23 protein-coding genes are annotated in these 21,536 nt (G+C 41.9%); 8 read left to right on the top strand and 15 right to left on the bottom strand.

All coding sequences use genetic code 11. From position 1 onward, the window contains the following. Positions 1-89: 89 nt before the first annotated feature. Entirely contained in the window at positions 90-2,720 is a 2,631-nt protein-coding gene (locus ACFQ3Q_RS13050; protein ID WP_380746550.1) for a valine--tRNA ligase, read from the top strand. 30 nt (positions 2,721-2,750) lie between these two features. Here the strand turns inward: ACFQ3Q_RS13050 and ACFQ3Q_RS13045 are convergent, their stop codons facing one another. The 6 genes from ACFQ3Q_RS13045 to rsfS all read right to left on the bottom strand — a co-directional run bounded on the left by ACFQ3Q_RS13045 (position 2,751) and on the right by rsfS (position 7,642). After that, positions 2,751-3,026 (bottom strand): acyl-CoA-binding protein, encoded by a 276-nt coding sequence (locus ACFQ3Q_RS13045; protein ID WP_380746548.1) that lies wholly within the window; start codon positions 3,024-3,026, stop codon positions 2,751-2,753. Positions 3,027-3,036: 10 nt separating this feature from the next. Then, positions 3,037-3,693 carry a phosphatidylserine decarboxylase family protein gene (locus ACFQ3Q_RS13040; protein ID WP_380746546.1) on the bottom strand — a complete coding sequence of 219 codons (657 nt, stop codon included), beginning with the start codon at positions 3,691-3,693 and terminating at the stop codon, positions 3,037-3,039. Continuing rightward, positions 3,683-4,486, bottom strand: coding sequence for a phosphatidate cytidylyltransferase (locus ACFQ3Q_RS13035; protein ID WP_380746544.1), 804 nt, complete (start codon positions 4,484-4,486; stop codon positions 3,683-3,685). The genes ACFQ3Q_RS13040 and ACFQ3Q_RS13035 overlap by 11 nt, the downstream gene beginning before the upstream one ends. A gap of 3 nt (positions 4,487-4,489) precedes the next feature. Continuing rightward, entirely contained in the window at positions 4,490-5,101 is a 612-nt protein-coding gene (locus ACFQ3Q_RS13030; protein WP_380746542.1) for an LUD domain-containing protein, read from the bottom strand. Positions 5,102-5,200: 99 nt separating this feature from the next. Continuing rightward, the gene (ftsH, locus tag ACFQ3Q_RS13025) at positions 5,201-7,246 is read right to left on the bottom strand and encodes an ATP-dependent zinc metalloprotease FtsH (protein ID WP_380746540.1); all 2,046 of its coding nucleotides are present in this window, start codon (positions 7,244-7,246) and stop codon (positions 5,201-5,203) included. Between the two features lie 24 nt (positions 7,247-7,270). Continuing rightward, positions 7,271-7,642: a ribosome silencing factor gene (gene rsfS / locus ACFQ3Q_RS13020; protein ID WP_380746538.1), complete on the bottom strand. Its 372-nt coding sequence runs from the start codon at positions 7,640-7,642 to the stop codon at positions 7,271-7,273. Between the two features lie 94 nt (positions 7,643-7,736). Between rsfS and ACFQ3Q_RS13015 the strand changes: the two genes are divergently transcribed. After that, a complete protein-coding gene (locus ACFQ3Q_RS13015; protein ID WP_380746536.1) occupies positions 7,737-8,468 on the top strand; it encodes a biotin--[acetyl-CoA-carboxylase] ligase in 732 nt (243 codons plus the stop codon). 30 nt (positions 8,469-8,498) lie between these two features. Here ACFQ3Q_RS13015 and ACFQ3Q_RS13010 read toward each other — a convergent pair whose 3' ends face one another. Further along, positions 8,499-8,891, bottom strand: coding sequence for an SRPBCC family protein (locus ACFQ3Q_RS13010; RefSeq protein ID WP_380746534.1), 393 nt, complete (start codon positions 8,889-8,891; stop codon positions 8,499-8,501). Continuing rightward, on the bottom strand, positions 8,888-9,535 hold the full coding sequence (pyrE, locus tag ACFQ3Q_RS13005; protein ID WP_380746532.1) for an orotate phosphoribosyltransferase: 648 nt from the start codon (positions 9,533-9,535) through the stop codon (positions 8,888-8,890). Before pyrE ends, ACFQ3Q_RS13010 begins: the two co-directional genes overlap by 4 nt. A gap of 7 nt (positions 9,536-9,542) precedes the next feature. On the opposite strand from pyrE, the gene ACFQ3Q_RS13000 reads away from it, so the two are divergent. Continuing rightward, the gene (locus tag ACFQ3Q_RS13000) at positions 9,543-10,166 is read left to right on the top strand and encodes an NUDIX hydrolase (protein ID WP_380746530.1); all 624 of its coding nucleotides are present in this window, start codon (positions 9,543-9,545) and stop codon (positions 10,164-10,166) included. Here ACFQ3Q_RS13000 and ACFQ3Q_RS12995 read toward each other — a convergent pair. Further along, the gene (locus ACFQ3Q_RS12995) at positions 10,134-11,885 is read right to left on the bottom strand and encodes a M14 family metallopeptidase (RefSeq protein WP_380746528.1); all 1,752 of its coding nucleotides are present in this window, start codon (positions 11,883-11,885) and stop codon (positions 10,134-10,136) included. The genes ACFQ3Q_RS13000 and ACFQ3Q_RS12995 overlap by 33 nt on opposite strands. Positions 11,886-12,036: 151 nt before the next feature. Here ACFQ3Q_RS12995 and ACFQ3Q_RS12990 point away from each other — a divergent pair, with 151 nt between their 5' ends. Continuing rightward, positions 12,037-14,337, top strand: coding sequence for a TonB-dependent receptor domain-containing protein (locus ACFQ3Q_RS12990; protein ID WP_380746526.1), 2,301 nt, complete (start codon positions 12,037-12,039; stop codon positions 14,335-14,337). 26 nt (positions 14,338-14,363) lie between these two features. On the opposite strand, the gene coaD is transcribed toward ACFQ3Q_RS12990, so the two are convergent. Together coaD and ACFQ3Q_RS12980 are read right to left on the bottom strand one after the other, a co-directional pair. Then, positions 14,364-14,816: a pantetheine-phosphate adenylyltransferase gene (coaD, locus tag ACFQ3Q_RS12985; RefSeq protein ID WP_380746524.1), complete on the bottom strand. Its 453-nt coding sequence runs from the start codon at positions 14,814-14,816 to the stop codon at positions 14,364-14,366. Between the two features lie 43 nt (positions 14,817-14,859). Next, positions 14,860-15,834: a D-alanine--D-alanine ligase gene (locus ACFQ3Q_RS12980; RefSeq protein ID WP_380746523.1), complete on the bottom strand. Its 975-nt coding sequence runs from the start codon at positions 15,832-15,834 to the stop codon at positions 14,860-14,862. Between the two features lie 103 nt (positions 15,835-15,937). Here ACFQ3Q_RS12980 and ACFQ3Q_RS12975 point away from each other — a divergent pair, with 103 nt between their 5' ends. The 4 genes from ACFQ3Q_RS12975 to ACFQ3Q_RS12960 all read left to right on the top strand — a co-directional run bounded on the left by ACFQ3Q_RS12975 (position 15,938) and on the right by ACFQ3Q_RS12960 (position 19,167). Beyond that, entirely contained in the window at positions 15,938-16,552 is a 615-nt protein-coding gene (locus ACFQ3Q_RS12975) for a PASTA domain-containing protein (protein WP_380746522.1), read from the top strand. Then, complete coding sequence (locus tag ACFQ3Q_RS12970; RefSeq protein WP_380746521.1) at positions 16,552-17,604, top strand: RluA family pseudouridine synthase; 1,053 nt, start codon at positions 16,552-16,554, stop codon at positions 17,602-17,604. Before ACFQ3Q_RS12975 ends, ACFQ3Q_RS12970 begins: the two co-directional genes overlap by 1 nt. Before the next feature lie 113 nt (positions 17,605-17,717). Then, positions 17,718-18,479, top strand: coding sequence for a peroxide stress protein YaaA (gene yaaA / locus ACFQ3Q_RS12965; protein ID WP_380746519.1), 762 nt, complete (start codon positions 17,718-17,720; stop codon positions 18,477-18,479). Between the two features lie 28 nt (positions 18,480-18,507). Continuing rightward, complete coding sequence (locus ACFQ3Q_RS12960) at positions 18,508-19,167, top strand: uracil-DNA glycosylase family protein (protein WP_380746913.1); 660 nt, start codon at positions 18,508-18,510, stop codon at positions 19,165-19,167. A gap of 5 nt (positions 19,168-19,172) precedes the next feature. Here the strand turns inward: ACFQ3Q_RS12960 and ACFQ3Q_RS12955 are convergent, their stop codons facing one another. The 4 genes from ACFQ3Q_RS12955 to trpB all read right to left on the bottom strand — a co-directional run bounded on the left by ACFQ3Q_RS12955 (position 19,173) and on the right by trpB (position 21,517). Next, positions 19,173-19,307 carry a 30S ribosomal protein THX gene (locus ACFQ3Q_RS12955; protein WP_380746518.1) on the bottom strand — a complete coding sequence of 45 codons (135 nt, stop codon included), beginning with the start codon at positions 19,305-19,307 and terminating at the stop codon, positions 19,173-19,175. Positions 19,308-19,310: 3 nt separating this feature from the next. Further along, positions 19,311-19,454, bottom strand: a complete 144-nt coding sequence (locus ACFQ3Q_RS12950; RefSeq protein ID WP_380746516.1) for a hypothetical protein — start codon at positions 19,452-19,454, stop codon at positions 19,311-19,313. A gap of 76 nt (positions 19,455-19,530) precedes the next feature. After that, complete coding sequence (gene trpA / locus ACFQ3Q_RS12945) at positions 19,531-20,298, bottom strand: tryptophan synthase subunit alpha (RefSeq protein WP_380746514.1); 768 nt, start codon at positions 20,296-20,298, stop codon at positions 19,531-19,533. 37 nt (positions 20,299-20,335) lie between these two features. Then, the gene (gene trpB, locus ACFQ3Q_RS12940; RefSeq protein ID WP_380746513.1) at positions 20,336-21,517 is read right to left on the bottom strand and encodes a tryptophan synthase subunit beta; all 1,182 of its coding nucleotides are present in this window, start codon (positions 21,515-21,517) and stop codon (positions 20,336-20,338) included. Positions 21,518-21,536 lie beyond the last annotated feature (19 nt).

Below are 21,536 nucleotides of genomic sequence, written 5' to 3'. Positions count from 1 at the left end.
AGGCTCAAAATTATAATCATTTCAACTTCTTTTAAATTCCTTTAGTTATAATTACTTTTGCCTTTATTTTTCAAAAACCAGACCAAATTATGGCAATTGCATCCCAATATAATGCTAAAGAAGTAGAAGATAAGTGGTACAACTACTGGATGGAGAACAGGTATTTTCATTCAGAAGTAGATGAAAGAGAGCCATATACCATCGTGATTCCGCCGCCTAACGTTACCGGAGTACTGCATATGGGGCATATGCTGAATAATACCATTCAGGATGTTCTTGTGCGCCGTGCACGTCTTAAAGGCTATAATGCCTGCTGGGTTCCCGGAACAGATCACGCTTCTATTGCCACAGAAGCAAAAGTTGTGGCGAAACTGAAAGCGGAAGGGATAGATAAAAATGACCTTAGCCGGGACGAATTTCTACAACACGCGTGGGAATGGACTCACAAACACGGGGGAATCATTCTTGAACAATTGAAGAAACTTGGTGCCAGCTGTGACTGGGAAAGGACTAAATTCACGATGGATGAGAAGATGTCTGCATCTGTGATCAAGGTTTTTGTTGACCTTTATGAAAAAGGCCTTATTTATCGTGGTTACAGGATGGTGAACTGGGATCCCCAGGCTAAAACAACTCTTTCAGACGAAGAAGTTATTTATCAGGAAAAACAGGGGCACCTGTATTACCTCAACTATAAAATTGAAGGTAGTGATGAAAGTTTAACCATTGCTACCACAAGGCCTGAAACCATCCTTGGAGACACGGCCATTTGCATTAATCCAAACGATGAGCGCTTCACTCACTTAAAGGGTAAAAAAGCAATTGTACCTATTAACAATCGTGTGATCCCGATTATTGAAGATGAATATGTTGATCTTGAATTTGGTACAGGATGTCTTAAAGTGACCCCTGCTCACGATGAGAACGATAAAATGCTCGGAGATAAGCACAAGCTTGAGGTGATCGATATCTTTAATGACGATGCTACTTTGAATTCTTATGGACTTCATTATGAAGGGAAGGATAGGTTTGTGGTGAGAAAAGAGATCATAAAGGAACTGGAAGAATCTGGTGTGCTGGTAAAGACCGAAGAGCATACCAATAAGATCGGGACCAGTGAGCGTACCGGAGCTGTTATTGAGCCTAAGCTAAGTGACCAGTGGTTCCTTAAGATGAAGGAAATGGCCAAGCCGGCCCTTGACGCCGTTGTGGAAGGGGATATTAATCTTGTGCCTGATAAATTCCTGAATACTTATAAACACTGGATGGAAAACGTAAGAGATTGGAATATCTCGCGTCAGTTGCTTTGGGGACATCAGATCCCGGCATACTTCTATGGAGACGGGAAAAATGACTTTGTAGTTGCCGAAACTCCTGGAGAAGCCCTGGAAAAAGCCCGGGAAACAACTGGAAATAATGAGCTTAAAGCAGAAGATCTTACCCAGGACAAAGATGCCTTAGACACCTGGTTCTCTTCCTGGCTATGGCCAATGAGCGTTTTCAATGGAATCCTTGAGCCTGAAAATAAAGAAATTCAATATTATTATCCTACCAACGATCTTGTGACCGCACCTGAGATACTTTTCTTCTGGGTTGCAAGAATGATTATGGCAGGCTATGAATACAGAGGAGAAAAACCTTTTAAAAATGTTTATCTCACGGGTATTGTAAGAGATAAACAACGCCGAAAGATGTCTAAATCTTTAGGTAACTCTCCGGACCCAATCGGGTTGATTGAGCAGTACGGGGCAGATGGTGTTCGTGTTGGAATGCTTCTGAGTTCTCCGGCCGGGAATGACCTGATGTTTGATGAAGATCTTTGTAAGCAGGGTAGTGCCTTTGCAAACAAGATCTGGAATGCCTTCAGGCTTGTAAAAGGCTGGGAAGTTTCTGAAGAAAAAGAACAGGACGAGACTGCTAAGATCGCAATTCAGTGGTATACCGCTAAATTCCGTAAAACTTTGCGTGAGATCGAAGATCATTACAGCAAATACAGGATAAGTGATGCGCTTATGGCCACTTATAAGCTGGTTTGGGATGATTACTGTTCCTGGTTCCTGGAAATGGTGAAACCTGCTTACGGGGAGCCTATAGATGCTAAGACCTATAAAGAAGTGATCGCGATACTGGAAGATAATCTGAAGATTTTGCATCCTTTTATGCCATTCGTTTCGGAAGAGATCTGGCAGGTAATTACCGAAAGAACTCCGGAAGAAGCCCTTATTGTTGGGAAGTGGCCGGAACTGAAGGATTATGATGAAAATATTGTTTCGGAATTCAGTGTTGCTTCCGAAGTTATCGCGGGAATCAGAAAGATCAGAAAAGAGAAGAATATTTCTTTTAAAAACACCATTGAACTGAAGGTTCTTGATAATGAAAATACATCAAAACTCTTTAACCCGGTAGTTCAAAAGATGGGGAATCTTTCATCTTTGCAATATGTGGAATCTCAAGTAGAAGGAGCTTTGAGTTTTCGTGTAAGATCTAATGAATATTATATTCCTATTACCGGGGCTATAGATGTTGAAGCTGAAAAGAAAAAGCTTCAGGAAGAGCTTTCTTATATAGAAGGTTTTCTGAAATCTGTAGAGAAGAAACTTTCTAATGAAAGGTTCGTTAACAATGCGCCAGAGAAAGTTGTTGAGGTGGAGAAAGCTAAGAAAGCTGATGCCGAGGCAAAGATCGATGCGATTAAGGCGAGCCTTGCAAGCCTGAAGTAGCGAAAAAATCAAGAAGTATATTGGCAGGGTTTACTCAGGAATTTTGCCAATATGCTCTTCTACCAGTTCAATATATTTTTGTTGCGCTTCGGTTTTGGAAAGATCTTTTACCTGGACCAGGGCATTAATCTTGAAAGCGCTCCTTAGGTCTCCTTCGTTAGTTGGCGGAATGTAAAACCCGTTTTTTTGAGTAGCACGTTTATAGTAGGCATAAAAATGAAGCAGCACGTCCTGCGGAAATTTCTGGCTGGTGTTGCTTGCCATTTCATAAGCTTTCAAAAACTTTTCTTTAGTCTCTTCGGGCATCACGGTCTTCTTATTTCTCGATATTGGCGATGACGCTTAATCCGCCTTTTACTTTTTGGTTCAGAGTTACGTCTACTTTCGTGTTAACAGGCATAAAGACATCTACTCTTGAACCGAACTTAATAAATCCGCTGTCGCTTCCCTGTACCACTTCAGCGTCAACTTCAGCATAGTTAACGATACGTTTGGCCATAGCGCCGGCTATTTGTCTGTACATTATTTCTCCGGCAACTTTATTTTCTACCACAACAGTGGTTCTTTCATTCTCCTCGCTGGATTTAGGATGCCAGGCAACTAAAAATTTTCCCGGGTGGTATTTGCTGTATTTTACCTTTCCTCCAACAGGATGCCTGGTCACATGCACATTGATAGGTGACATAAAAATGGACACCTGTAAACGCTTGTCCTTAAAATATTCCTTTTCGTACACCTCTTCTATAGCGACTACTTTTCCGTCTACGGGAGCCAGAATATGGGCATCATTTAAAACGGTGTTTCTTTTCGGGTTTCTGAAAAACTGAACTATCAGTAAAAAGAACACGATAGAAACCACTAATATTGAGAATTTAACCCAATATATATTTATTAAACTATAAGTTACCAGATTTATTGCAATAAGAGTTATTGCAGTAAATATCATTATTTTATATCCTTCTTTATGAAACATAGTCTAGTAAGTATAAGTAAGCGTAAACAAACGGGCTGGCAAATATAATACTATCCAGTCTATCAAACAGCCCTCCGTGGCCCGGCATTAAGCTACCGCTGTCTTTTACACCGGCCTGTCTTTTAAACTTGGACTGGATCAAATCTCCTAAAGTTCCAAAAACACTAAGTATTACGGCTAAGCCTAACCAAATAGGAAAACTTAGGAATTGTGTGTAATAAAATATGAAATAACTGGCAATACATGAAAAAATAAGTCCGCCAAGGAAGCCTTCAATTGTTTTGTTAGGGGAGATAAGCTCATAAAGCTTATTTTTTCCAAAGTTCTTTCCTACAATATAGGCAAAAGTGTCATTTGTCCATATCAGTACGAATATGCCTACTACCAGTTTCGGAATAAAGACGCCTTCTATGGTAGGGATAAGTGTCAGGAATATTACCGACGAGATTAGGTAAAATATGATTATGATATACTTTTTCTTTTCAAATACCGGGATCTTTTTGATCACCAGCAGGTCTTTTACCAGGAATAGGTTAACGAAAATGGTGATGAAAAGCAGGAGGATAGTTGCGTCCTGGTTAAATTTCAGATAGCTGAAAAGATAGAATAGTAAAGCCTGCACCGCATAAAGAGCATAACTCTTAAGGTGCAATAGTTTCTGCATCTCAATTAGGCATACAAGACCCAGTAAATAGAACAGGGAAATGAAAATGAGCTCTGACGAGATTATTGAAGCGACTAGTATGGATATGTACAATAATCCCGAAATAGTTCTGATTATGGCTTCCCTCATGTGTTATAAATCTTCCAGAAGCAGCAAATATAAGTTTTTTGTACTACTTCCGTAGCTCATAAAATCTCCTTCTTTCTGGGTTTCGAAATTTTTAATGGTAGTAATGTTGGAGGGAATACTTTGTTTATTTCTAAACTTAATGCCGCGAAGACCTTCTCCAATGGTGTCTATAAGCTGGCTTGTAGAAGATAAAATAACAAAATTCGCAGGTAATTCGTGAAGCTTTGTTTCCTTTATCTGGTTTGAAGAGATAAGGATAGAACCATCGTTTGCCACTAAATATTCGCAGGTAGAGAGGAAAAAAGCGGCTTTCCCAGATCTGTTGAACTCCAGATTGAAACCCTTGAATTTCTCTTTAAGGTTATTGTCAAAACAGCAGCACTGTTTTTCGTACCAATCATTTTCCAGTAATATATTGTCGAAAGCTTCTTTTACTTCCGCCTCGTTCTCGCAGTATAGAAATTTCCCGCCGTTATTCCTGAAGTTAAGCATAAAACGCTCATCAGTAGGAAGTTTTACCTCAGGCATATACTTCCCCCGTTCAGCATTTTCAGGAGTTTCCTGTTTTTTGTCTGATTTAGATTTTGGGTTTAAGAATCTTCTAAATAGACTCATATATTAACTGGTGTGGTTCTAAATGTCATTTTAACCAAAGGTAAAAAATCTTAATTTAACCTTAGGTCAAATTAAGATTTTTTACAAGAGGTTGCAAGGTTATTTATTAACCGAATCGTTTTCAGGCAGACTGTTCTCTTCGTTCTCTTCTTCCGAAGTAACATCCTTACTCTCTACAGGAATGGTTTTTTCTTCAGATTTATCCTTGTTGTTCAGAGGTTCTTCTTTTTCAAAAGGCCTTTTTCCGAAGATCTTTTCAAGGTCATCTTTAAAGATCACTTCCTTGTCCAGAAGTATTTCTGCAAGTTGCGTAAGCTTGTCTTTGTGGTGACTTAAAAGGTCAACAGCTCTTTGGTATTGACTTTCTATTAAGTTAGAGATTTCTTTATCTATGAGTTCAGAGGTTTTCTCACTATAAGGTTTGGTGAAGTTGTATTCGCTCTGTCCCGAAGAATCATAATAGGTAAGGTTCCCTACAGCGTCATTAAGACCATAAATGGTAACCATAGCCTTAGCTTGCTTGGTAACCTTTTCAAGGTCACTAAGAGCTCCTGTAGAGATCTTATCAAAGATCACTTTTTCAGCAGCACGTCCACCAAGCGCGGCACACATTTCATCCAGCATCTGTTCAGGTCTTACAATAAGTCGTTCTTCCGGTAAATACCAGGCCGCACCCAAGGACTGTCCCCTTGGTACAATAGTTACCTTAACCAGTGGAGCAGCGTGCTCCAGCATCCAGCTAACGGTAGCGTGACCGGCTTCGTGGAAGGCAATTGCCTTTTTCTCATCTGGCGTAATGATCTTGTTTTTCTTCTCTAGTCCGCCAACAATTCTGTCTACGGCATCAAGGAAGTCCTGCTTTCCTACCGCAGTATTTCCTTTTCTTGCGGCAATAAGTGCCGCCTCGTTACAAACATTGGCTATATCTGCTCCGGAGAATCCGGGAGTTTGTTTAGCTAGGAATTCAGTATCAAGTTCATCTGCCACCTTTTTAAGCGGCTTAAGGTGAACTTCAAATATTTCTTTTCTTTCCCTAAGGTCCGGAAGGTCAACATAGATCTGTCGGTCAAAACGTCCGGCACGCATCAGGGCTTTATCAAGTACATCGGCACGGTTGGTGGCAGCAACAACAATAACATTGGTGTTGGTTCCAAAACCATCCATTTCTGTAAGTAACTGGTTTAGGGTGTTCTCACGTTCATCGTTAGAGCCCGAAAAGTTGCTCTTTCCTCTGGCACGTCCAATCGCATCGATCTCATCAATAAAGATAATGGAAGGCGACTTTTCTTTTGCCTGTTTAAAGAGGTCTCTTACCCTGGAAGCACCAACTCCTACAAACATTTCTACAAAGTCTGAACCTGACAGAGAGAAGAAAGGTACCTTGGCTTCACCGGCAACGGCTTTTGCCAATAATGTCTTACCTGTCCCTGGAGGTCCTACAAGCAGCGCTCCTTTAGGGATCTTACCACCAAGAGAGGTGTATTTTTCAGGGTTTTTAAGGAAGTCTACAATTTCCTGTACCTCCTCTTTGGCTCCTTCGAGCCCGGCTACATCTTTAAAAGATGTTTTCACGTCTGTATTCTGGTCAAAAAGCTTTGCTTTGGATTTTCCGATATTGAAGATCTGTCCTCCGGCACCTCCGCCGCCTCCGGAGCTCATCTTTCGCATAATGAAGATCCAGATACCGATAATCAGAACAAACGGAAGCAGGGTGATGAATATATCTCCCCAAACATTGTTCTGGGTCTCATAGGTAACAACGGTATTCAGGTTATTTTCCTTTTTGATTTCCTTGATGTCGTTCTCAAGGTTTTGAAGGTCCCCAAACTCGAAGCTGTATGCGGGAGAGTCCCCCGTAGAAAAGATCTCAGGGTCTTTAGACTTACTGTGAATTTCTTTGTTTTTAGCTTCTTCGGTAAGATAGACTTTGGCAAGTCTTCGGTTTATGATCTCCACTTTTTTAACATCACCATCCCTTAAGAATTCTTTGAATTCAGCCGGGTTGGTCTGGGACGGTTCGGTAAATCCGCCTCCGCCAAAGAAGTTGATGCCTAAAAATATTATGATAATGGCTGCGTAGATCCAGTATGCGCTAAATTTAGGTTTTTTGGGGTCAGTATTTTTATTCGATGTTTGTTTCGCCATTCTTAATTGTACTTAATAAATTTTTTAATAATTGGTTTCTATGGATGTGATCTTAGCATCACCCCACAGACTCTCGATGTCGTAAAACTCTCTGATGTGTTTTTGAAAAACGTGTACTACCACATTTACATAGTCCATTAAAACCCACTCGGCATTATCGCTTCCTTCAATATGCCAGGGCTTGTCTTTAAGAGCCTTACTTACTGTTTTTTGGATGGAATTAACTATGGCGTTTACCTGCGTGTTGGAAGTTCCGTTGCAGATTATAAAATAATCACAAACTGTGTTTTCTATGTCTCTAAGGTCAAGGATGTCAATGTCATTTCCCTTTACTTCCTCAATTCCTTTGATAATATGTGCAATAAGTTGATCGCTGTTCGTTTCTTTTTTTGCCATTAAATTTATTTCTTTACGCAAAGTTATTACTTTTTAGTCTTATAGAGACCCTGTTAACATAACATTTAAACGCTTTATATGCTTCTCTTTTAATATGCGTATAATCAAAGTTAATGCCATCAATTCTACCAATGAATTTGCCAGGAACCTTTACCGTGGCAATTCGAAATTTGAACCGAGCTGCGTGGTGGCTAAAGAGCAAACCAAAGGTAAAGGTCAGCGCGGTGCACGCTGGGTCTCTAATGCAGGTGAGAACCTAACATTTAGCATCTTATATCCAAAGCTTAATATAGGCATAAATCAGCAATTTTTACTAAGTGCAACGGTTTCAGTTTGTATTCTCAAGGTGTTGATAAAGTATAATATCCCGAAACTTAAGGTGAAGTGGCCCAACGACATAATGTCAGGGAGATTTAAGATAAGCGGAATCCTTATCGAAAATATACTTAAGAATGACAAAATTGAAGCCTCGGTAATAGGGGTAGGGCTCAATGTGAATCAGGAAACTTTTGAAGGATTACCCCAGGCAGCCTCTCTCAAATTGGTCACGGGCCGCAGTTTTAAGCTGAATCAACTGCTTCAGGATATTTTGGCAGAGATCGAGCTGAAATTATCCACTCTTTCTGAAGAGAGACAAACCGAAGTGCTGGAGGAGTATGCAACAAATATGTTTAGGCGTAACAAGGTGTCTACTTTTCAGCTGCCTGACGGGAGATATTTTACAGGTATAATTCGTGGGGTAACTACTACAGGAAGACTGAATATGGAAATTGAAGATTCGGTTTTTAAAACCTTCGACCTGAAAGAAGTAAAGTTGATGACTTAAAAAAGCCCCACTTTAGTGAGGCTTGATCATTTACATTTTTCCGACATTTGCGGCCAGACTGTCAATAAATTTCTGTAATGGTCCTTTGATCATCATACTCATCATCGCATTGAATTTTCCGCTGAAGAAAAGCTGAGTTTCGCTTTTACCATCTCCTGCAGGATCTATGTGTATGCTTAATGCAAAGGGGAACTTATCTGAAGTGGAACCCAGAACAACAAGGTTGGGCTCATCTGTATCTTTAATCTTTAATTTAATTTCTGGCATTCCCTTAAGGCCAAAGAGAAAAGCGTCCTGGGAGACTACTTCAAATTTCTCTTTGCTTTCGGGCATTAATTGTTCGTAATTTTCAACATTGGTCAAAAAATCGAACATTTCCTGCTGACTCTTGTCAGCGGTTACTTTAGGACTTTCTAAATTCATATTTTTACATTCCAATTACTGGGGTCCTGACTCCATTCCTTAAGGATTTCGGCTTCAGAAGCATTTATATAATTTGTGCGGTGTGCAGTTTCTATCAGGTGGTCGTAATTGCTTAGGGTGTGATATTCTACTCCGGCTTCCTTAAAGTTTTCTTCAGATGTTTTGAAGCCGTATGTAAAAATGGCAAGCATACCTTTAACATTGGCTCCCGCTTCTTTAAGGGCTTTTACTGCATTAAGACTGCTTTTTCCGGTACTAATAAGGTCTTCTATCACCACAACGGTTTGGCCCTCTTCGAGGTTTCCTTCGATCTGGTTCTTACGGCCGTGGCTTTTTGGTTCGGGCCTTACATAGATAAAGGGAAGACTAAGATACTCGGCCACGAGCATCCCGATCCCTATGGCTCCGGTGGCAACCGCCGCAATAACATCTGGTTTCCCGTAGATCTCCTCGATCTGTTTCGCGAAATGCTCCCTTATAAAGTTTCTTATTGGCGGATAAGAAAGTACGATCCTGTTGTCGCAGTAAATTGGCGACTTCCAGCCACTTGCCCATGTGAAGGGGTCTTGTGGTTCCAATTTTATTGCTTTAATTTGCAATAACAGTTCAGCAGTAGTTCTTGCTGTTTCTTTGTTTAAAATCATAATGCAAATGTATAAAGTTTTTGTAAATGATATTCCCATAATTCTATCTACTCAGAAAGATTTTGGGGAAAATTACACAACTTTTCCTCTGAAAAGCGTGAAGCTGAAAAGGTTGATTAAAAGAATTAACAAGGGCACAATTATGTATGTTAATCTTTATCACCCAGATGAAAATAAGCTGCTGAAGCTGCTCTTTAAAAAAATAAAGGTGGTGACGGCTGCCGGAGGCCTGGTGTATAACGAGGCCGGAGAGATTTTATTTATCTACAGAAATAAACGCTGGGACCTGCCTAAAGGAAAGACCGAAAAAGATGAGACCATAGAGTCTTCGGCTGTTAGAGAGGTGGAAGAAGAAACCGGAGTTGAAGGGCTTGAAGTGACTCACTTTCTAAGAAAAACCTATCATATTTTTAAAAGAAAAGGGAAGTTCAGGCTTAAGGTGACCCATTGGTATGAGATGAAGACCTCTTATGAAGGTGAATTAAGACCGGAGATCACTGAAGGAATTGAAAAGGCCGTATGGAAGAACCCTGAAAAAACCCGGAAGGCACTTACCAAGTCGTATGCTAATATCAAAATGCTGTTTCCGGAGAAACTTTTAGCGCGGAAGTCTGAAGATTGGGTAGCGTAAATGTGCTGCTTCGTAATGTTTAGATTTCTTGTGCAGCCAGTCCAGTTGCGCATACCAGTCATTAGAGAATTCCGGATCATTTCGTTTCTTCATTTCAAATTCTTGTTTTAGACCGTCATTCGTCTCCAGCATTTCTTTTGCAATATCTTCAAAAACATAAGGTGAAAAGCCCTCTTTTTGTTGGAGTACAGAATCGAAGAAGTTCCATTTGAAAAAGGAGTCGGGTGCTGTTGGTTCCAGGGTTTCAATAAGATATCTCGCGCCATCCTGGAAGGTCTTAACCAGCATATCTCCTTTTCTGAATTTTATGGAATCGGTGGTTTTACTCACTTTAACTTCACTGTGGGGGTAATGTCCTTCAAAAGCTTTGTCACCGGTTTTGAGGTCTTCTATTTGGTAGACCTCTACCAAAAATGTAGTGTCCTGTTTGAGAGGCTGCATTTTGATCTTATTGAGTTCAAGAAGGTCAATGATGTTCCACCATCCCTGGGGGATTACATAGGCCCTTGGGATCTCGATCTCTTCAGTGGCTTTAAAATTATCGTAATAATTTATCTCTTTGGTGAACGGCTTGTTTCTGTCATATTTCAGCCTTTGTTTGCCGGTAACTTCACTGGCTATCATTTCCCCTTCGTACCCCTTGAACTGACGCTTTGACGGATTCTCCATATCCGGCTCATAGTTTATGGGATACCAGCGATCTGTCAGATACTTTCGCCGCTCTCTTTCCCGTATATCTTTTATTCTGGAAGATTCTATATCTGTAATATTGATCATAGACCGAATTAGTTCATATGTCCCGTTCACCCTCTGCTTATAAGGCTTCAGCATATGGGTTTCAACCATCATCCCCAGGGTGTTCCAAAGACTTGTGTACCCGGTGGAGTACCTTGGCAGATCAAGAAATTGTGAAAATCCCTTTTCCGGGACCTCATTGAATACATTCACGTAAGGAGTAATGTCAAGTTTCTTGCGTTTAAGGGAGTCTTCAAGCGCCGGCATCATTTTCTCATCCAGGTATTCGCCTAATTCCCCGCCGAGTTTGTTGTGCTGGGTAAAGAGGTGGGTAAGGGTGTATTGATAATCGGCGCCGTTGCTCACGTGGGTATCGATAAAAACATCGGGGTTTACGTGATGAAAGATTTCATAAAAACTCCTGGTGTTTCGGGTGTCAGCCTTTATGAAATCCCGGTTGAGGTCATAATTTCTGGCATTTCCCCTAAAGCCATATTCCATTGGGCCATTTTGATTGGTCCTGGAGGTGGAGTTCCTGTTAAGGGCCCCGCCGATATTGTATATCGGGATTGTTGCGATAATAGTGTTTTTGGGTGTTTTAATAGAGTCGCCGGCAAGATCTCTAAAGAGCATCATCGTGGCATCTATCCCGTCACTTTCCCCGGGGTGTATCCCGTTGTTGATAAGCAGTATGCTTTTGTCTTTTCTTAATTTTTCAAAATCGAAGTCACCATCGGGGCTGTAAACAGCAAGATGTAAAGGTTCTCCGCTGTCTGTTTTTCCGAATTCCTCCAGGCTGATGCTGGGGTAAGCCTCGGCAAGATCGGTGTAATAGGAGATCACTTCGTGATAGGCTGCCGTTTCTTTTCCGCCCGATTTTTCAAAACGAGTTTCAAAATCATATTCCTCGACCAGGGCATATTTCGAGAAATCGCAGGATGCCAGTAGGGCCAGGCAAAATGCCGCTAATGTTAATTTTTTCATAAAAGACACCTATTGAGCGGTAAACATACTTAAAACCGCTAAAGTCACCAAAAAAAGACGGTGAGAGGCCTAAATAACAGGTCTTTTGCTAAGAGGCTTTTTCTCTCATCAAATTTAAGACTATTTTTAAGCCCGAATCCAATTCTATTAAATGAAGTTTTTTCTAAAAGCCAATTTTTTCATCTTTTTTCTTCTTTTCTCTGTCAATTCCTTTACTCAGAACTTTGAAGGTATAGTTCTGAACGAAAAGGACTCAAAGCCAGTGACCTTCGCATTAATCAGGGTTTTCGAGAAGGGAATTTCAACCGAAACAAATGCGGAAGGACGTTTTGAATTGAAAATCGAAGAATTCCCTGTAGAACTGGAAGTTTCCGCTTCAGGATATAAGGTTCGTAAAGTCAGGTTCGCTTCAGGAGAGGGGCCGGTTAAAATTTATTTACAGAAAATAATGGAAAGCCTGTCGGAAGTGGTGGTTCGAAGTGCGGTAATTCCAAATGATCTTCAGAAAACTCCTGCCGCGGTAGGGGTGATCTCTGCAAGGGATATGGAAAGAAGCGACGCAGCCAATCTCGTGCAGGTTTTTAATAATGTTTCCGGAGTATATGTGAACCAGGGAGCTCTGAACACCAATAAGATCAATATTCGCGGGATTGGTGCCCGCTCGCAATACAGCACTAACCGGATACAGGCCTATTTTGACGGAATACCGCTTACTACTGCCGAAGGGGAACTTACCCTGGATGATATAGACCGGGAGAGCCTGGAGCGAATTGAGGTGATCAAAGGCCCAACCTCAAGTATATATGGTGCGGGGTTGGGCGGTTCCATAAACCTCTATTCAGCCGAACCGCAAAATGAAGGAATCCGGGCTGGGGTTTCTTCAGATTTTGGAAGTTTTGGAATGAGAAAACAGACCGCAAAGGCTTCTTTCAGCAATAAGAAAGCCTCTTTTTTTGCTAATTACTCAAACCTGACTACCGATGGATACCGGGAAAATTCCGATTATGAAAGGAAATCCTTCCTGATGAATGGCAGACTGAAAATATCGGAAAAAAATCAACTTTCATTTTTGGTTAATTTTACCCGGTTAAAAGCCTACATCCCTAGTTCGCTTAATCAATCAGATTTTTTGAATGACCCTGAAGCAGCAGCTCAAAACTGGGCAGATGCCAGGGGATACGAATCTTATGATCGCGGAATGCTTGGGGTCTCCAATCAATATCATTTTTCGGATAAATTCAGCAACATTAGTTCTGTTTTTATGAGCTTCAGAGATGCTTATGAGCCGCGGCCTTTCAATATCCTGGAAGAAGAAAGGACTTCTGCAGGAGCGAGGACTAAATTCAATTTGAAAACGAATTTTATTCAACTGCCATCAGAATTGAGTTTTGGGGCTGAAGCTTACCGCGAATGGTACGAAACAGGGACTTTTGAAAATTTATATGAAGAACCAGGGAATGCCGGGAGTGTTCAGGGAGAGCCCTTAAGTAAAAATGAACAGGACAGGGAATACGCGAATTTCTTCGTCCAGTTTAACCTTGAGTTTTCCCGAAAATGGAATTTGGAGGCCGGTTTTAACATAAATACCACCGCGTACAGTCTGACCGATCTTTATGATCAGGATGAAACAGACCAATCCGGTGATTACCGCTTTAAGACAATTTTCTCACCAAGGCTGGCCACAACCTATGAGCTAAGCCCGGGAAAAAATATTTACGCCTCGGTTAGTCACGGATTTTCGACTCCTACGGTCGCCGAAACCCTGACTCCTGAGGGGCTTATAAATACTTCCCTTCAGCCGGAAGCGGGAGTTAATTACGAGATCGGTTTCAAAGGAAACTGGCTTGAAAACAGGCTCTATACCGAATTTGCTCTTTATTCGATACAGATCGAAAATCTGCTGGTGGCCCAAAGGGTAGGAGAAGACCAGTATGTAGGCGTTAATGCAGGGCAGACCGATCATAACGGGGTCGAATTTCTGCTGAATTATAATTTTGAATTGTCAGAGTCCATTTCGTTGCAGCCTTACCTAAACACTTCCCTGAACTTCTTCGAATTTGATGAGTTCGTAAATGAAGGGGTGGACAATTCAGGAAATGAATTGCCGGGAGTGCCAAAATCGGTACTCAATTTAGGCCTTGATGTGGAGAGCGATTTCGGGTTGAGTTTTCACAGCAGTTTTCGCAATGTAAGTGAGATCCCGCTTAATGATTCGAATTCGGTTTACTCAGAAGGCTACAGCCTCGTGAACATAAAAGCCGTGTATGAGATTGCGCTAATTGATGATCTTAAATTGAAAATAAATGCCGGGATCAATAATCTTTTCGATGAACATTATGCAGCCAGTGTGCTCACTAATGCCGTTGGTTTTGGTGGTGCTGAGCCGCGATATTATTACCCGGGCAACCCCAGAAATTATTTTGCGGGATTAAGCCTTGATTATCTTTTCTGAAATTTGACCGGAAGCGGAATTAATTCCTAACCCCTAACCACATCGGGGACCATAAATTCATAATTTCCGCCGTGGCGAATCACGTCACGTACCACGGTAGAAGAGATATGCTCCTTGCCGGAAGAAGCAATAAAGAAAACCGTTTCTATGCCTGACATTTTATAATTGGTCTGTCCTATGGCTTTCTCGAATTCCAGGTCCTGCCCGTTTCTGAGTCCGCGTAAGATGAATTCCGCATTTTGTTCCTTACAGAAATTTACCGTCAGGCCTTCGTAGGTCATCACCTTTATCTTAGGCTCATCCTTATACGTTTGCTTTAAAAAATTCAGTCTTTCTTCAAGAGAGAACATATACTTCTTGCTGGAATTGGTGCCTATGGCAAGAATGATCTCATCAAAAAGCGGCAATCCTCGTTCAATGATGTCGGTGTGGCCCAGGGTGAGTGGGTCGTAAGATCCAGGAAATACTGCTTTTTTCATCTTTTTGATTTTGAATGTGTTTTATAAAGATATTAAATGCTATCTATTTTAAAGCAGCCTCGATCGCGCTTCCGTAAAGATCGCTCAGCGCGATTCCTGCTTTTTCGGCTTGCTGAGGTAAAATACTTGCCTGGCTTAAGCCGGGATTGGTGTTGATCTCAATAAAATAAGGCTCGTCATTATGGAAGATGAATTCAGACCTGGTCAGCCCGCGAAGCTTCAGCTTTCTGAATATGAACTTGGAGATCTCCTGCACCTTTTGCGTTTGTTCTTCCGAAATCCTTGCCGGTGTTATCTCCTGTGATTTTCCAAGATACTTGGCTTCATAGTCAAAGAATTCATTTTCTGAAATGATCTCGGTAACCGGTAGCGCGAGGACTTCATTTTTATAGTTTACCACTCCGACAGAAACCTCGGTCCCGTCCAGAAAGGATTCGATGATCAGTTCATCATCTTCCTTAAAGGCAATCTTTGTTGCCGGGATCAGCTCTTCTTCGGTTTTAACCTTGGTAACTCCAAAGCTGCTCCCTGCGCGATTTGCTTTTACAAAACAGGGAAGCCCAACTTTATCGATTATGGCCTGGGTATCTATCTCATCTTCCTTATTGAGGTAGTAATTGGTTGCAGACTTGATTCCGTAGGGTTTCAGTACGCTAATAAGGTCTCTTTTATTGAAGGTAAGGGCTGCCTGGTAATAATCGCAGGAGGTTTGCGGAATTCCTATCAGTTCAAGGTAAGCCTGGAGAAGCCCGTTCTCACCGGGAGTTCCGTGAATGGTATTAAAGACACAATCAAAACTGATGGTCTTTCCGCCTATATTTACCGTGAAATTGCTTTTATTTATCGGGTATGGAGTATCATCATCGGCCACTACAAACCATTCGTTCTGCAAAATATGAACTCTGTAGGGTTCATAAAGATCGCGGTTAAGGTGCTTGTAGACCATATTTCCGCTGTTGATAGAAATGCGGTATTCACTGGAATAGCCGCCCATTGCAATGGCGATTTTTTTCTTCATATTCAATATATGGTATTATATATGCGTTAAACAAAAATATCACTAATAACGGGTGCAACCAAAACCTCGGGGTTTTATATCTTTGCGTCTTATAAACAAATCTATGGGATTAATACGATTTATATTTAGTAAAACTTTTCTTATTCAATTGGTTTTAGCGGCTATTGCAGTAGTGATCATTGCTTTTTTCGCTATGCAGTGGCTGGATTATTCTACCAACCAGGATCAGCGGATTGAAGTACCGGACCTGTCTAAGGCCTCTTTAGATGTTGTAGACGGAAAGTTGGAGGAGCTAGACCTGAGGTATGAAATATTGGATTCTGCAAACTTCAACCCGGATTATCCAAGATATTCGGTGATCGAGCAGGTGCCAAGAGCCGGCCAGTTCGTGAAAGAAGAACGTAAGATCTATTTAACGCTGAACCCTTCAGGATACAGAAAGGTCGTGATCCCGGACCTTATAAGAAGAACACGCAGGCAGGCTGAACCTACCCTGAGATCCCTGGGCTTCGAAATTGGCGATATTACTTACAAACCGGACATTGCAGAAGATGCGGTGCTGGAGTTAAGACATAAAGGAAAAGAACTGAAACCCGGTGACAAATTGATGAAAACCTCGAAGATTGACCTTGTACTGGGAGATGGTTCAGGCAGATATAATGGAGATCTGGATGATGATAATGAGGAGGAATCTCCTGCAGACGAAATAGAATTATAATGATCAAGCCGGAAGACGAGAATAACGAGATTGAGGAACAGGATGATGAGCTATATGAGCATCATAAGTTTATAGCTGAAAGAGGACAAAATCCGCTTCGGGTAGATAAGTACCTGATGAACTACATCGAGAACGCTACCCGTAATAAGATACAGAAAGCCGCAAAAAGCGGGAATATTTACGTGAATGAAGTTCCCGTAAAGTCGAATTACAAAGTGAAGGCTGGCGATGTGGTACAGGTGATGTTCGAACATCCGCCTTATGAATTCCTTTTGACTCCCGAGAATATACCTCTGGATATAGTTTATGAAGATGATGTTCTGCTTGTGGTGAATAAACCCGCAGGGATGGTTGTGCATCCCGGCCACGGTAATTACAGCGGGACCCTGATCAACGCGCTGGTGTATCATTTTGAGAACCTGCCCAATAACAGCAGTGACAGGCCCGGGCTGGTACATAGAATAGACAAGGAGACTAGTGGTTTGCTTGTGGTTGCCAAAACCGAAGAGGCGATGTCACACCTCTCAAAACAGTTCTTCGATAAGACCAGTGAGCGGGAATATGTGGCTCTTGTATGGGGAAATGTAGAAGAAGATGAAGGCAGGATTGAAGGCAATATAGGAAGGCATCCGAAGAACAGACTTCAGAATACCGTTTATGAAGGGGAAGATGAAGTGAAAGGGAAACCTGCGGTAACACATTACAAGGTGCTGGAGCGTTTTGGCTATGTAACCCTGGTGTCCTGTAAGCTGGAAACCGGAAGAACTCACCAGATAAGGGTTCATATGAAGCATATTGGCCATACCCTTTTTAATGATGAGCGTTATGGAGGCGAAAGGATCCTGAAGGGAACAACCTTTACCAAGTACAAGCAGTTTGTGGAGAATTGTTTCAAGATCCTTCCGCGGCAGGCGCTTCACGCAAAAACCCTTGGTTTTGAGCATCCCACAACAGGTGAATGGTTGAGCTTTGATACCGAGATTCCTGAAGATATACAGGCCTGCATTGAGAAATGGCGAAGCTATGCTAAAAATCAAAAGGAAGTATTGTAATATTTTTGCTTCTGAAATATATAAGACCTTTCTATTGCTTTATAAATAAGTAATTAAAGGTCTTTTTTCTTTTATGGGCTTAAGACTTATATTTGGTAGAAAATTCAAACCCAATGAAGATCGTTGTTTCCCCGGCCAAGAGCCTGGATTATGAATCAAAACTACCTACCAGTCGTGGCACACAGCCCGCTTTCCTGGAAACTACTGCTAAGCTGAATCGCAAAATGGCCCGAATGACCAAGGCCGAAATTGCAGATTTAATGAGTATCAGCGATAAACTTGCTGATCTCAATTATACGCGTTACCAGGAATTTGAAGAGGAACATACAAAAAAGAACTCCCGTCCGGCGATGTACGCCTTCAATGGCGATGTGTATACCGGTCTGGATTCTTATACCATCCCAACCGATAAACTGGACCGGTTACAGGATACACTGCGTATACTTTCCGGCCTTTACGGTATTTTAAGACCCTTGGATCTTATCCAGCCGTATCGACTGGAGATGGGGACTTCTGTGGGGATTGAAAGAAAAAAAGATCTTTATGAGGTTTGGCAAAAGAAAGTCACAGATTACTTGAACGATGAACTGGAAGAGGATGAATTATTCCTCAACCTTGCCAGCAACGAATACTTTAAAGCAGTAGATAAAAAACACCTGAAAGTTCCTGTGGTCTCACCGGTATTTAAGGATTTCAAGAACGGGAAGCTGAAGATCATCAGTTTTTTCGCTAAGAAGGCCAGAGGCTCAATGGTACGTTACATCATAGATAAAGATGCAAAGACGCTGGAAGATGTTAAAGGTTTTGACTATGATGGTTACCGTTTCAGCGAGGAGCATACCAAAAAAAAGAACGAGCCTGTATTCATAAGATAATCTTCCTGTTTAATTAAATCAACGCTATATCTTTCACCACACGCATCCATATCAGCCTTTCATCCCTGAAAATGCCACGAAACTGATCGTCGGTACATTGCCGCCGCCCCGTTTTACCAGGGGAGAGTTCAAGGAGGGAGATGTGAATTTCTGCTACGGAAGCCGTGACGGACTACTCTGGGTTGTCTTGGACAGGATCTTTGATCTTGATCTTAAATTTGAAACCTCAGAGGAAGCAATAAAGCAACGCAAGGATTTTCTGCGAAACAGAGGAATAGGGATTTGTGATATGGTGGAAAGCAGCCGCAGGGACAAGGTAGACGCCTCTGATCTTGGGATGCAGCAAGTAGAATTGCGGAATATGATCGGGATACTCCGGGAAAATCCAAAAATAGATACCCTGTTATTCACCGGTGGGAACAGTAAGAACGGGCCGGAGTATTTCTTCAGGAAACATCTTAAACAAATTGAAAGTGATATCCGCCTGAAAGTAATTTCGAATGAAGTTCCGAGAATTCACCAGTTCGTCCTTGAGGGAAGGCTGATAAATACGGTTTCATTAACGGCACCTTCCGGATCTGCTAACAGGGCAATAGGCAGTATGGAACTGTATAAGTATCTAAAACAAAAGGATCCTGAATTCAATACTATTGACTTCAGGATCCTTCAGTACAAGGAGTTTTTTTAGCCTACTTACTCCAGTTCTTTCTTAGACTGCTCGGCTACGGTTGTAGGTTTGATCTTAAACTTTTTACGCTTTGGCCTCAGCTTTCCATAGGTGCCGATGGCAGTTTTTCCGCGTTTGGTCTTTTTATCTCCTTTTCCCATAGCTTACTTTTTGTTCTGTTGATCTTTAATGGTCTTCTCATCGATATCGACCTTATTAGTGTCTTTATCCCTTTTTCCGATCTCGTTTAAAGGGTTTCCGTCTTTATCTTTTCTTTCTTTATGTCTGTCTTCAATTGGTCCTCCCATAATTCTAAGTTTTTAGATTTACTCTAAGATAAGGACACATTCTTAAAGATGCTGCTAAAGCCTTGTTAGAATTAGGTTAAAGACCCTTAACAGTTTGCACGAATTCGGTGATTTTTTCCTTCCCATTCTTGTTGAGGTGTTTGATAAAAGCACTCCCGATAATGGCTCCTTTTGCATATTCCGTGGCCTGGTCAAAACTTTCTTTATCACTTATCCCAAAGCCTACTACCTGCGGATTCTTAAGGTTCATATCGCCCACTCTTTTGAAATATTTTCTGGTTTCTTCTCCAAACCCGCTGGTGGAACCGGTCACGCTTGCTGTGCTTACCATATAGATGAAGCCGCCGGAAACCGAATCAATGTACCTGATGCGTTCTTCCGAAGTCTGCGGGGTAATCAGAAAGATGTTTCTTAAACCGTGCTTTTCAAAAATTTCCTTGTATTCTTCGTGGTATACATCAACGGGAAGGTCGGGGATGATCAGCCCGTCAATACCCAATTCTTCACATTTCCGGCAGAATTTCTCCACCCCGAACTGAAGTATGGGATTAAAATAGCCCATAATGATAAGGGGAATCTCGACGGAACCTCTTATGCCTTCAAGCTGTTCAAAAAGCTTGGCCGTGGTCATTCCTTTCTTAAGGGCTTCAGTGGAACTCTTCTGAATTGTGGGCCCGTCGGCTAAAGGATCGCTGAAGGGCAGCCCGATCTCTATAAAATCGACCCCGCTTTTCTCAAGGTCCTGAATAATGGAAACAGTGTCTTCTGTTTCAGGGTAACCAGCGGTAAAATATATGGAAAGAAGCTTTTTGTCTTCCTGTAGTTTCTTATTTATTCGGTTCATTTTGTTGCTGTTTTTGATATTTACTGTCAAGGAGGTCTTACAGGTTGAAATAATCGATATAGGTTTGAAGGTCCTTGTCTCCACGTCCCGAAAGGTTGACTACTACCACATCATCTTCTTTGAATTTTCGGTCTTCAAAAATGGCAAGGGCGTGAGAGGTTTCTATGGCAGGGATGATGCCTTCCAGTTTGGCCAGTTCAAGCCCGGCATCCATCGCGTCTTTATCGGTTATGGAAATGAATTCTCCGCGACCGCTTCTGAAAAGATTCGCGTGCATTGGGCCTACACCCGGGTAATCCAGCCCGGCTGAAATAGAATAAGGCTCCGTGATCTGTCCGTCATCGGTTTGCATCAATAAGGTTTTACTTCCGTGAATAATCCCTTCTTTTCCCAAAGCTGAGGTTGCGGCACTTTCGCCACTGTTAATTCCCTTACCTGCAGCTTCCACGGCAATTATCCCCACCTCCGGATTGTCAAGATAGTGGAAATAGGCTCCTGCGGCATTGCTTCCGCCTCCTACACAGGCTACAACATAGTCAGGGTTTTCCCTGTTCTCCTTTTCCTTTAGCTGAACTTTGATCTCTTCAGAGATCACCGATTGGAACCTGGCTACCATATCTGGATAAGGATGAGGTCCTACCACAGAACCTATGATGTAGTGCGTATCCAGCGGATTATTTATCCAGTCTCTAATGGCTTCGTTTGTGGCATCTTTAAGGGTCCGGCTGCCAGATTTTGCGGGAACTACCTTGGCGCCTAACATTTTCATACGCGCCACATTGGGAGCCTGACGCTCAATATCGATCTCGCCCATATAAACGATGCACTCGATTCCCATAAGTGCGCAAACCGTTGCCGTTGCCACCCCGTGCTGGCCCGCACCGGTCTCGGCGATGATCCTGTTCTTGCCAAGGCGCTTAGCCATCAGGATCTGGCCAACCGTATTGTTCACCTTATGGGCACCTGTATGGCAAAGATCTTCGCGTTTCAGGTAAATTTTAGTATTGTACTTTTTGCTGAAGCGTTCCGCATAATAGAGCGGAGTGGGCCGCCCGACATAATCCTTCAAAAGCTGTTTGAATTCCTTCTGAAAGGATTCTTCTTTCATAATATCGAGGTATTGCGACCGCAACTCCTCCACATTGGGATACAGCATTTCGGGGATGAAAGCCCCTCCAAATTCACCGTAGTATCCTTTTTCGTTCGCCTGATAGCTCATAATCTTTTCTTTACTTGTT

Origin of the sequence: Salegentibacter chungangensis, assembly GCF_042678405.1 — a bacterium.
In the GTDB taxonomy this organism is placed as follows: domain Bacteria; phylum Bacteroidota; class Bacteroidia; order Flavobacteriales; family Flavobacteriaceae; genus Salegentibacter_A; species Salegentibacter_A chungangensis.
The sequence above is the reverse complement of the archived record's forward strand: the minus strand, read 5'-3'. Positions and strand labels throughout refer to the sequence as shown.

Bases quoted from the DNA above. Each gene is read 5' to 3' on its own strand.
- ACFQ3Q_RS13050 (WP_380746550.1), top strand. From the start codon at position 90: ATGGCAATTGCATCCCAATATAATGCTAAAGAAGTAGAAGATAAGTGG.
- ACFQ3Q_RS13045 (WP_380746548.1), bottom strand. From the start codon at position 3,026: ATGCCCGAAGAGACTAAAGAAAAGTTTTTGAAAGCTTATGAAATGGCA.
- ACFQ3Q_RS13040 (WP_380746546.1), bottom strand. From the start codon at position 3,693: ATGTTTCATAAAGAAGGATATAAAATAATGATATTTACTGCAATAACT.
- ACFQ3Q_RS13035 (WP_380746544.1), bottom strand. From the start codon at position 4,486: ATGAGGGAAGCCATAATCAGAACTATTTCGGGATTATTGTACATATCC.
- ACFQ3Q_RS13030 (WP_380746542.1), bottom strand. From the start codon at position 5,101: ATGAGTCTATTTAGAAGATTCTTAAACCCAAAATCTAAATCAGACAAA.
- ftsH (WP_380746540.1), bottom strand. From the start codon at position 7,246: ATGGCGAAACAAACATCGAATAAAAATACTGACCCCAAAAAACCTAAA.
- rsfS (WP_380746538.1), bottom strand. From the start codon at position 7,642: ATGGCAAAAAAAGAAACGAACAGCGATCAACTTATTGCACATATTATC.
- ACFQ3Q_RS13015 (WP_380746536.1), top strand. From the start codon at position 7,737: ATGCGTATAATCAAAGTTAATGCCATCAATTCTACCAATGAATTTGCC.
- ACFQ3Q_RS13010 (WP_380746534.1), bottom strand. From the start codon at position 8,891: ATGAATTTAGAAAGTCCTAAAGTAACCGCTGACAAGAGTCAGCAGGAA.
- pyrE (WP_380746532.1), bottom strand. From the start codon at position 9,535: ATGATTTTAAACAAAGAAACAGCAAGAACTACTGCTGAACTGTTATTG.
- ACFQ3Q_RS13000 (WP_380746530.1), top strand. From the start codon at position 9,543: ATGTATAAAGTTTTTGTAAATGATATTCCCATAATTCTATCTACTCAG.
- ACFQ3Q_RS12995 (WP_380746528.1), bottom strand. From the start codon at position 11,885: ATGAAAAAATTAACATTAGCGGCATTTTGCCTGGCCCTACTGGCATCC.
- ACFQ3Q_RS12990 (WP_380746526.1), top strand. From the start codon at position 12,037: ATGAAGTTTTTTCTAAAAGCCAATTTTTTCATCTTTTTTCTTCTTTTC.
- coaD (WP_380746524.1), bottom strand. From the start codon at position 14,816: ATGAAAAAAGCAGTATTTCCTGGATCTTACGACCCACTCACCCTGGGC.
- ACFQ3Q_RS12980 (WP_380746523.1), bottom strand. From the start codon at position 15,834: ATGAAGAAAAAAATCGCCATTGCAATGGGCGGCTATTCCAGTGAATAC.
- ACFQ3Q_RS12975 (WP_380746522.1), top strand. From the start codon at position 15,938: ATGGGATTAATACGATTTATATTTAGTAAAACTTTTCTTATTCAATTG.
- ACFQ3Q_RS12970 (WP_380746521.1), top strand. From the start codon at position 16,552: ATGATCAAGCCGGAAGACGAGAATAACGAGATTGAGGAACAGGATGAT.
- yaaA (WP_380746519.1), top strand. From the start codon at position 17,718: ATGAAGATCGTTGTTTCCCCGGCCAAGAGCCTGGATTATGAATCAAAA.
- ACFQ3Q_RS12955 (WP_380746518.1), bottom strand. From the start codon at position 19,307: ATGGGAAAAGGAGATAAAAAGACCAAACGCGGAAAAACTGCCATCGGC.
- ACFQ3Q_RS12950 (WP_380746516.1), bottom strand. From the start codon at position 19,454: ATGGGAGGACCAATTGAAGACAGACATAAAGAAAGAAAAGATAAAGAC.
- trpA (WP_380746514.1), bottom strand. From the start codon at position 20,298: ATGAACCGAATAAATAAGAAACTACAGGAAGACAAAAAGCTTCTTTCC.
- trpB (WP_380746513.1), bottom strand. From the start codon at position 21,517: ATGAGCTATCAGGCGAACGAAAAAGGATACTACGGTGAATTTGGAGGG.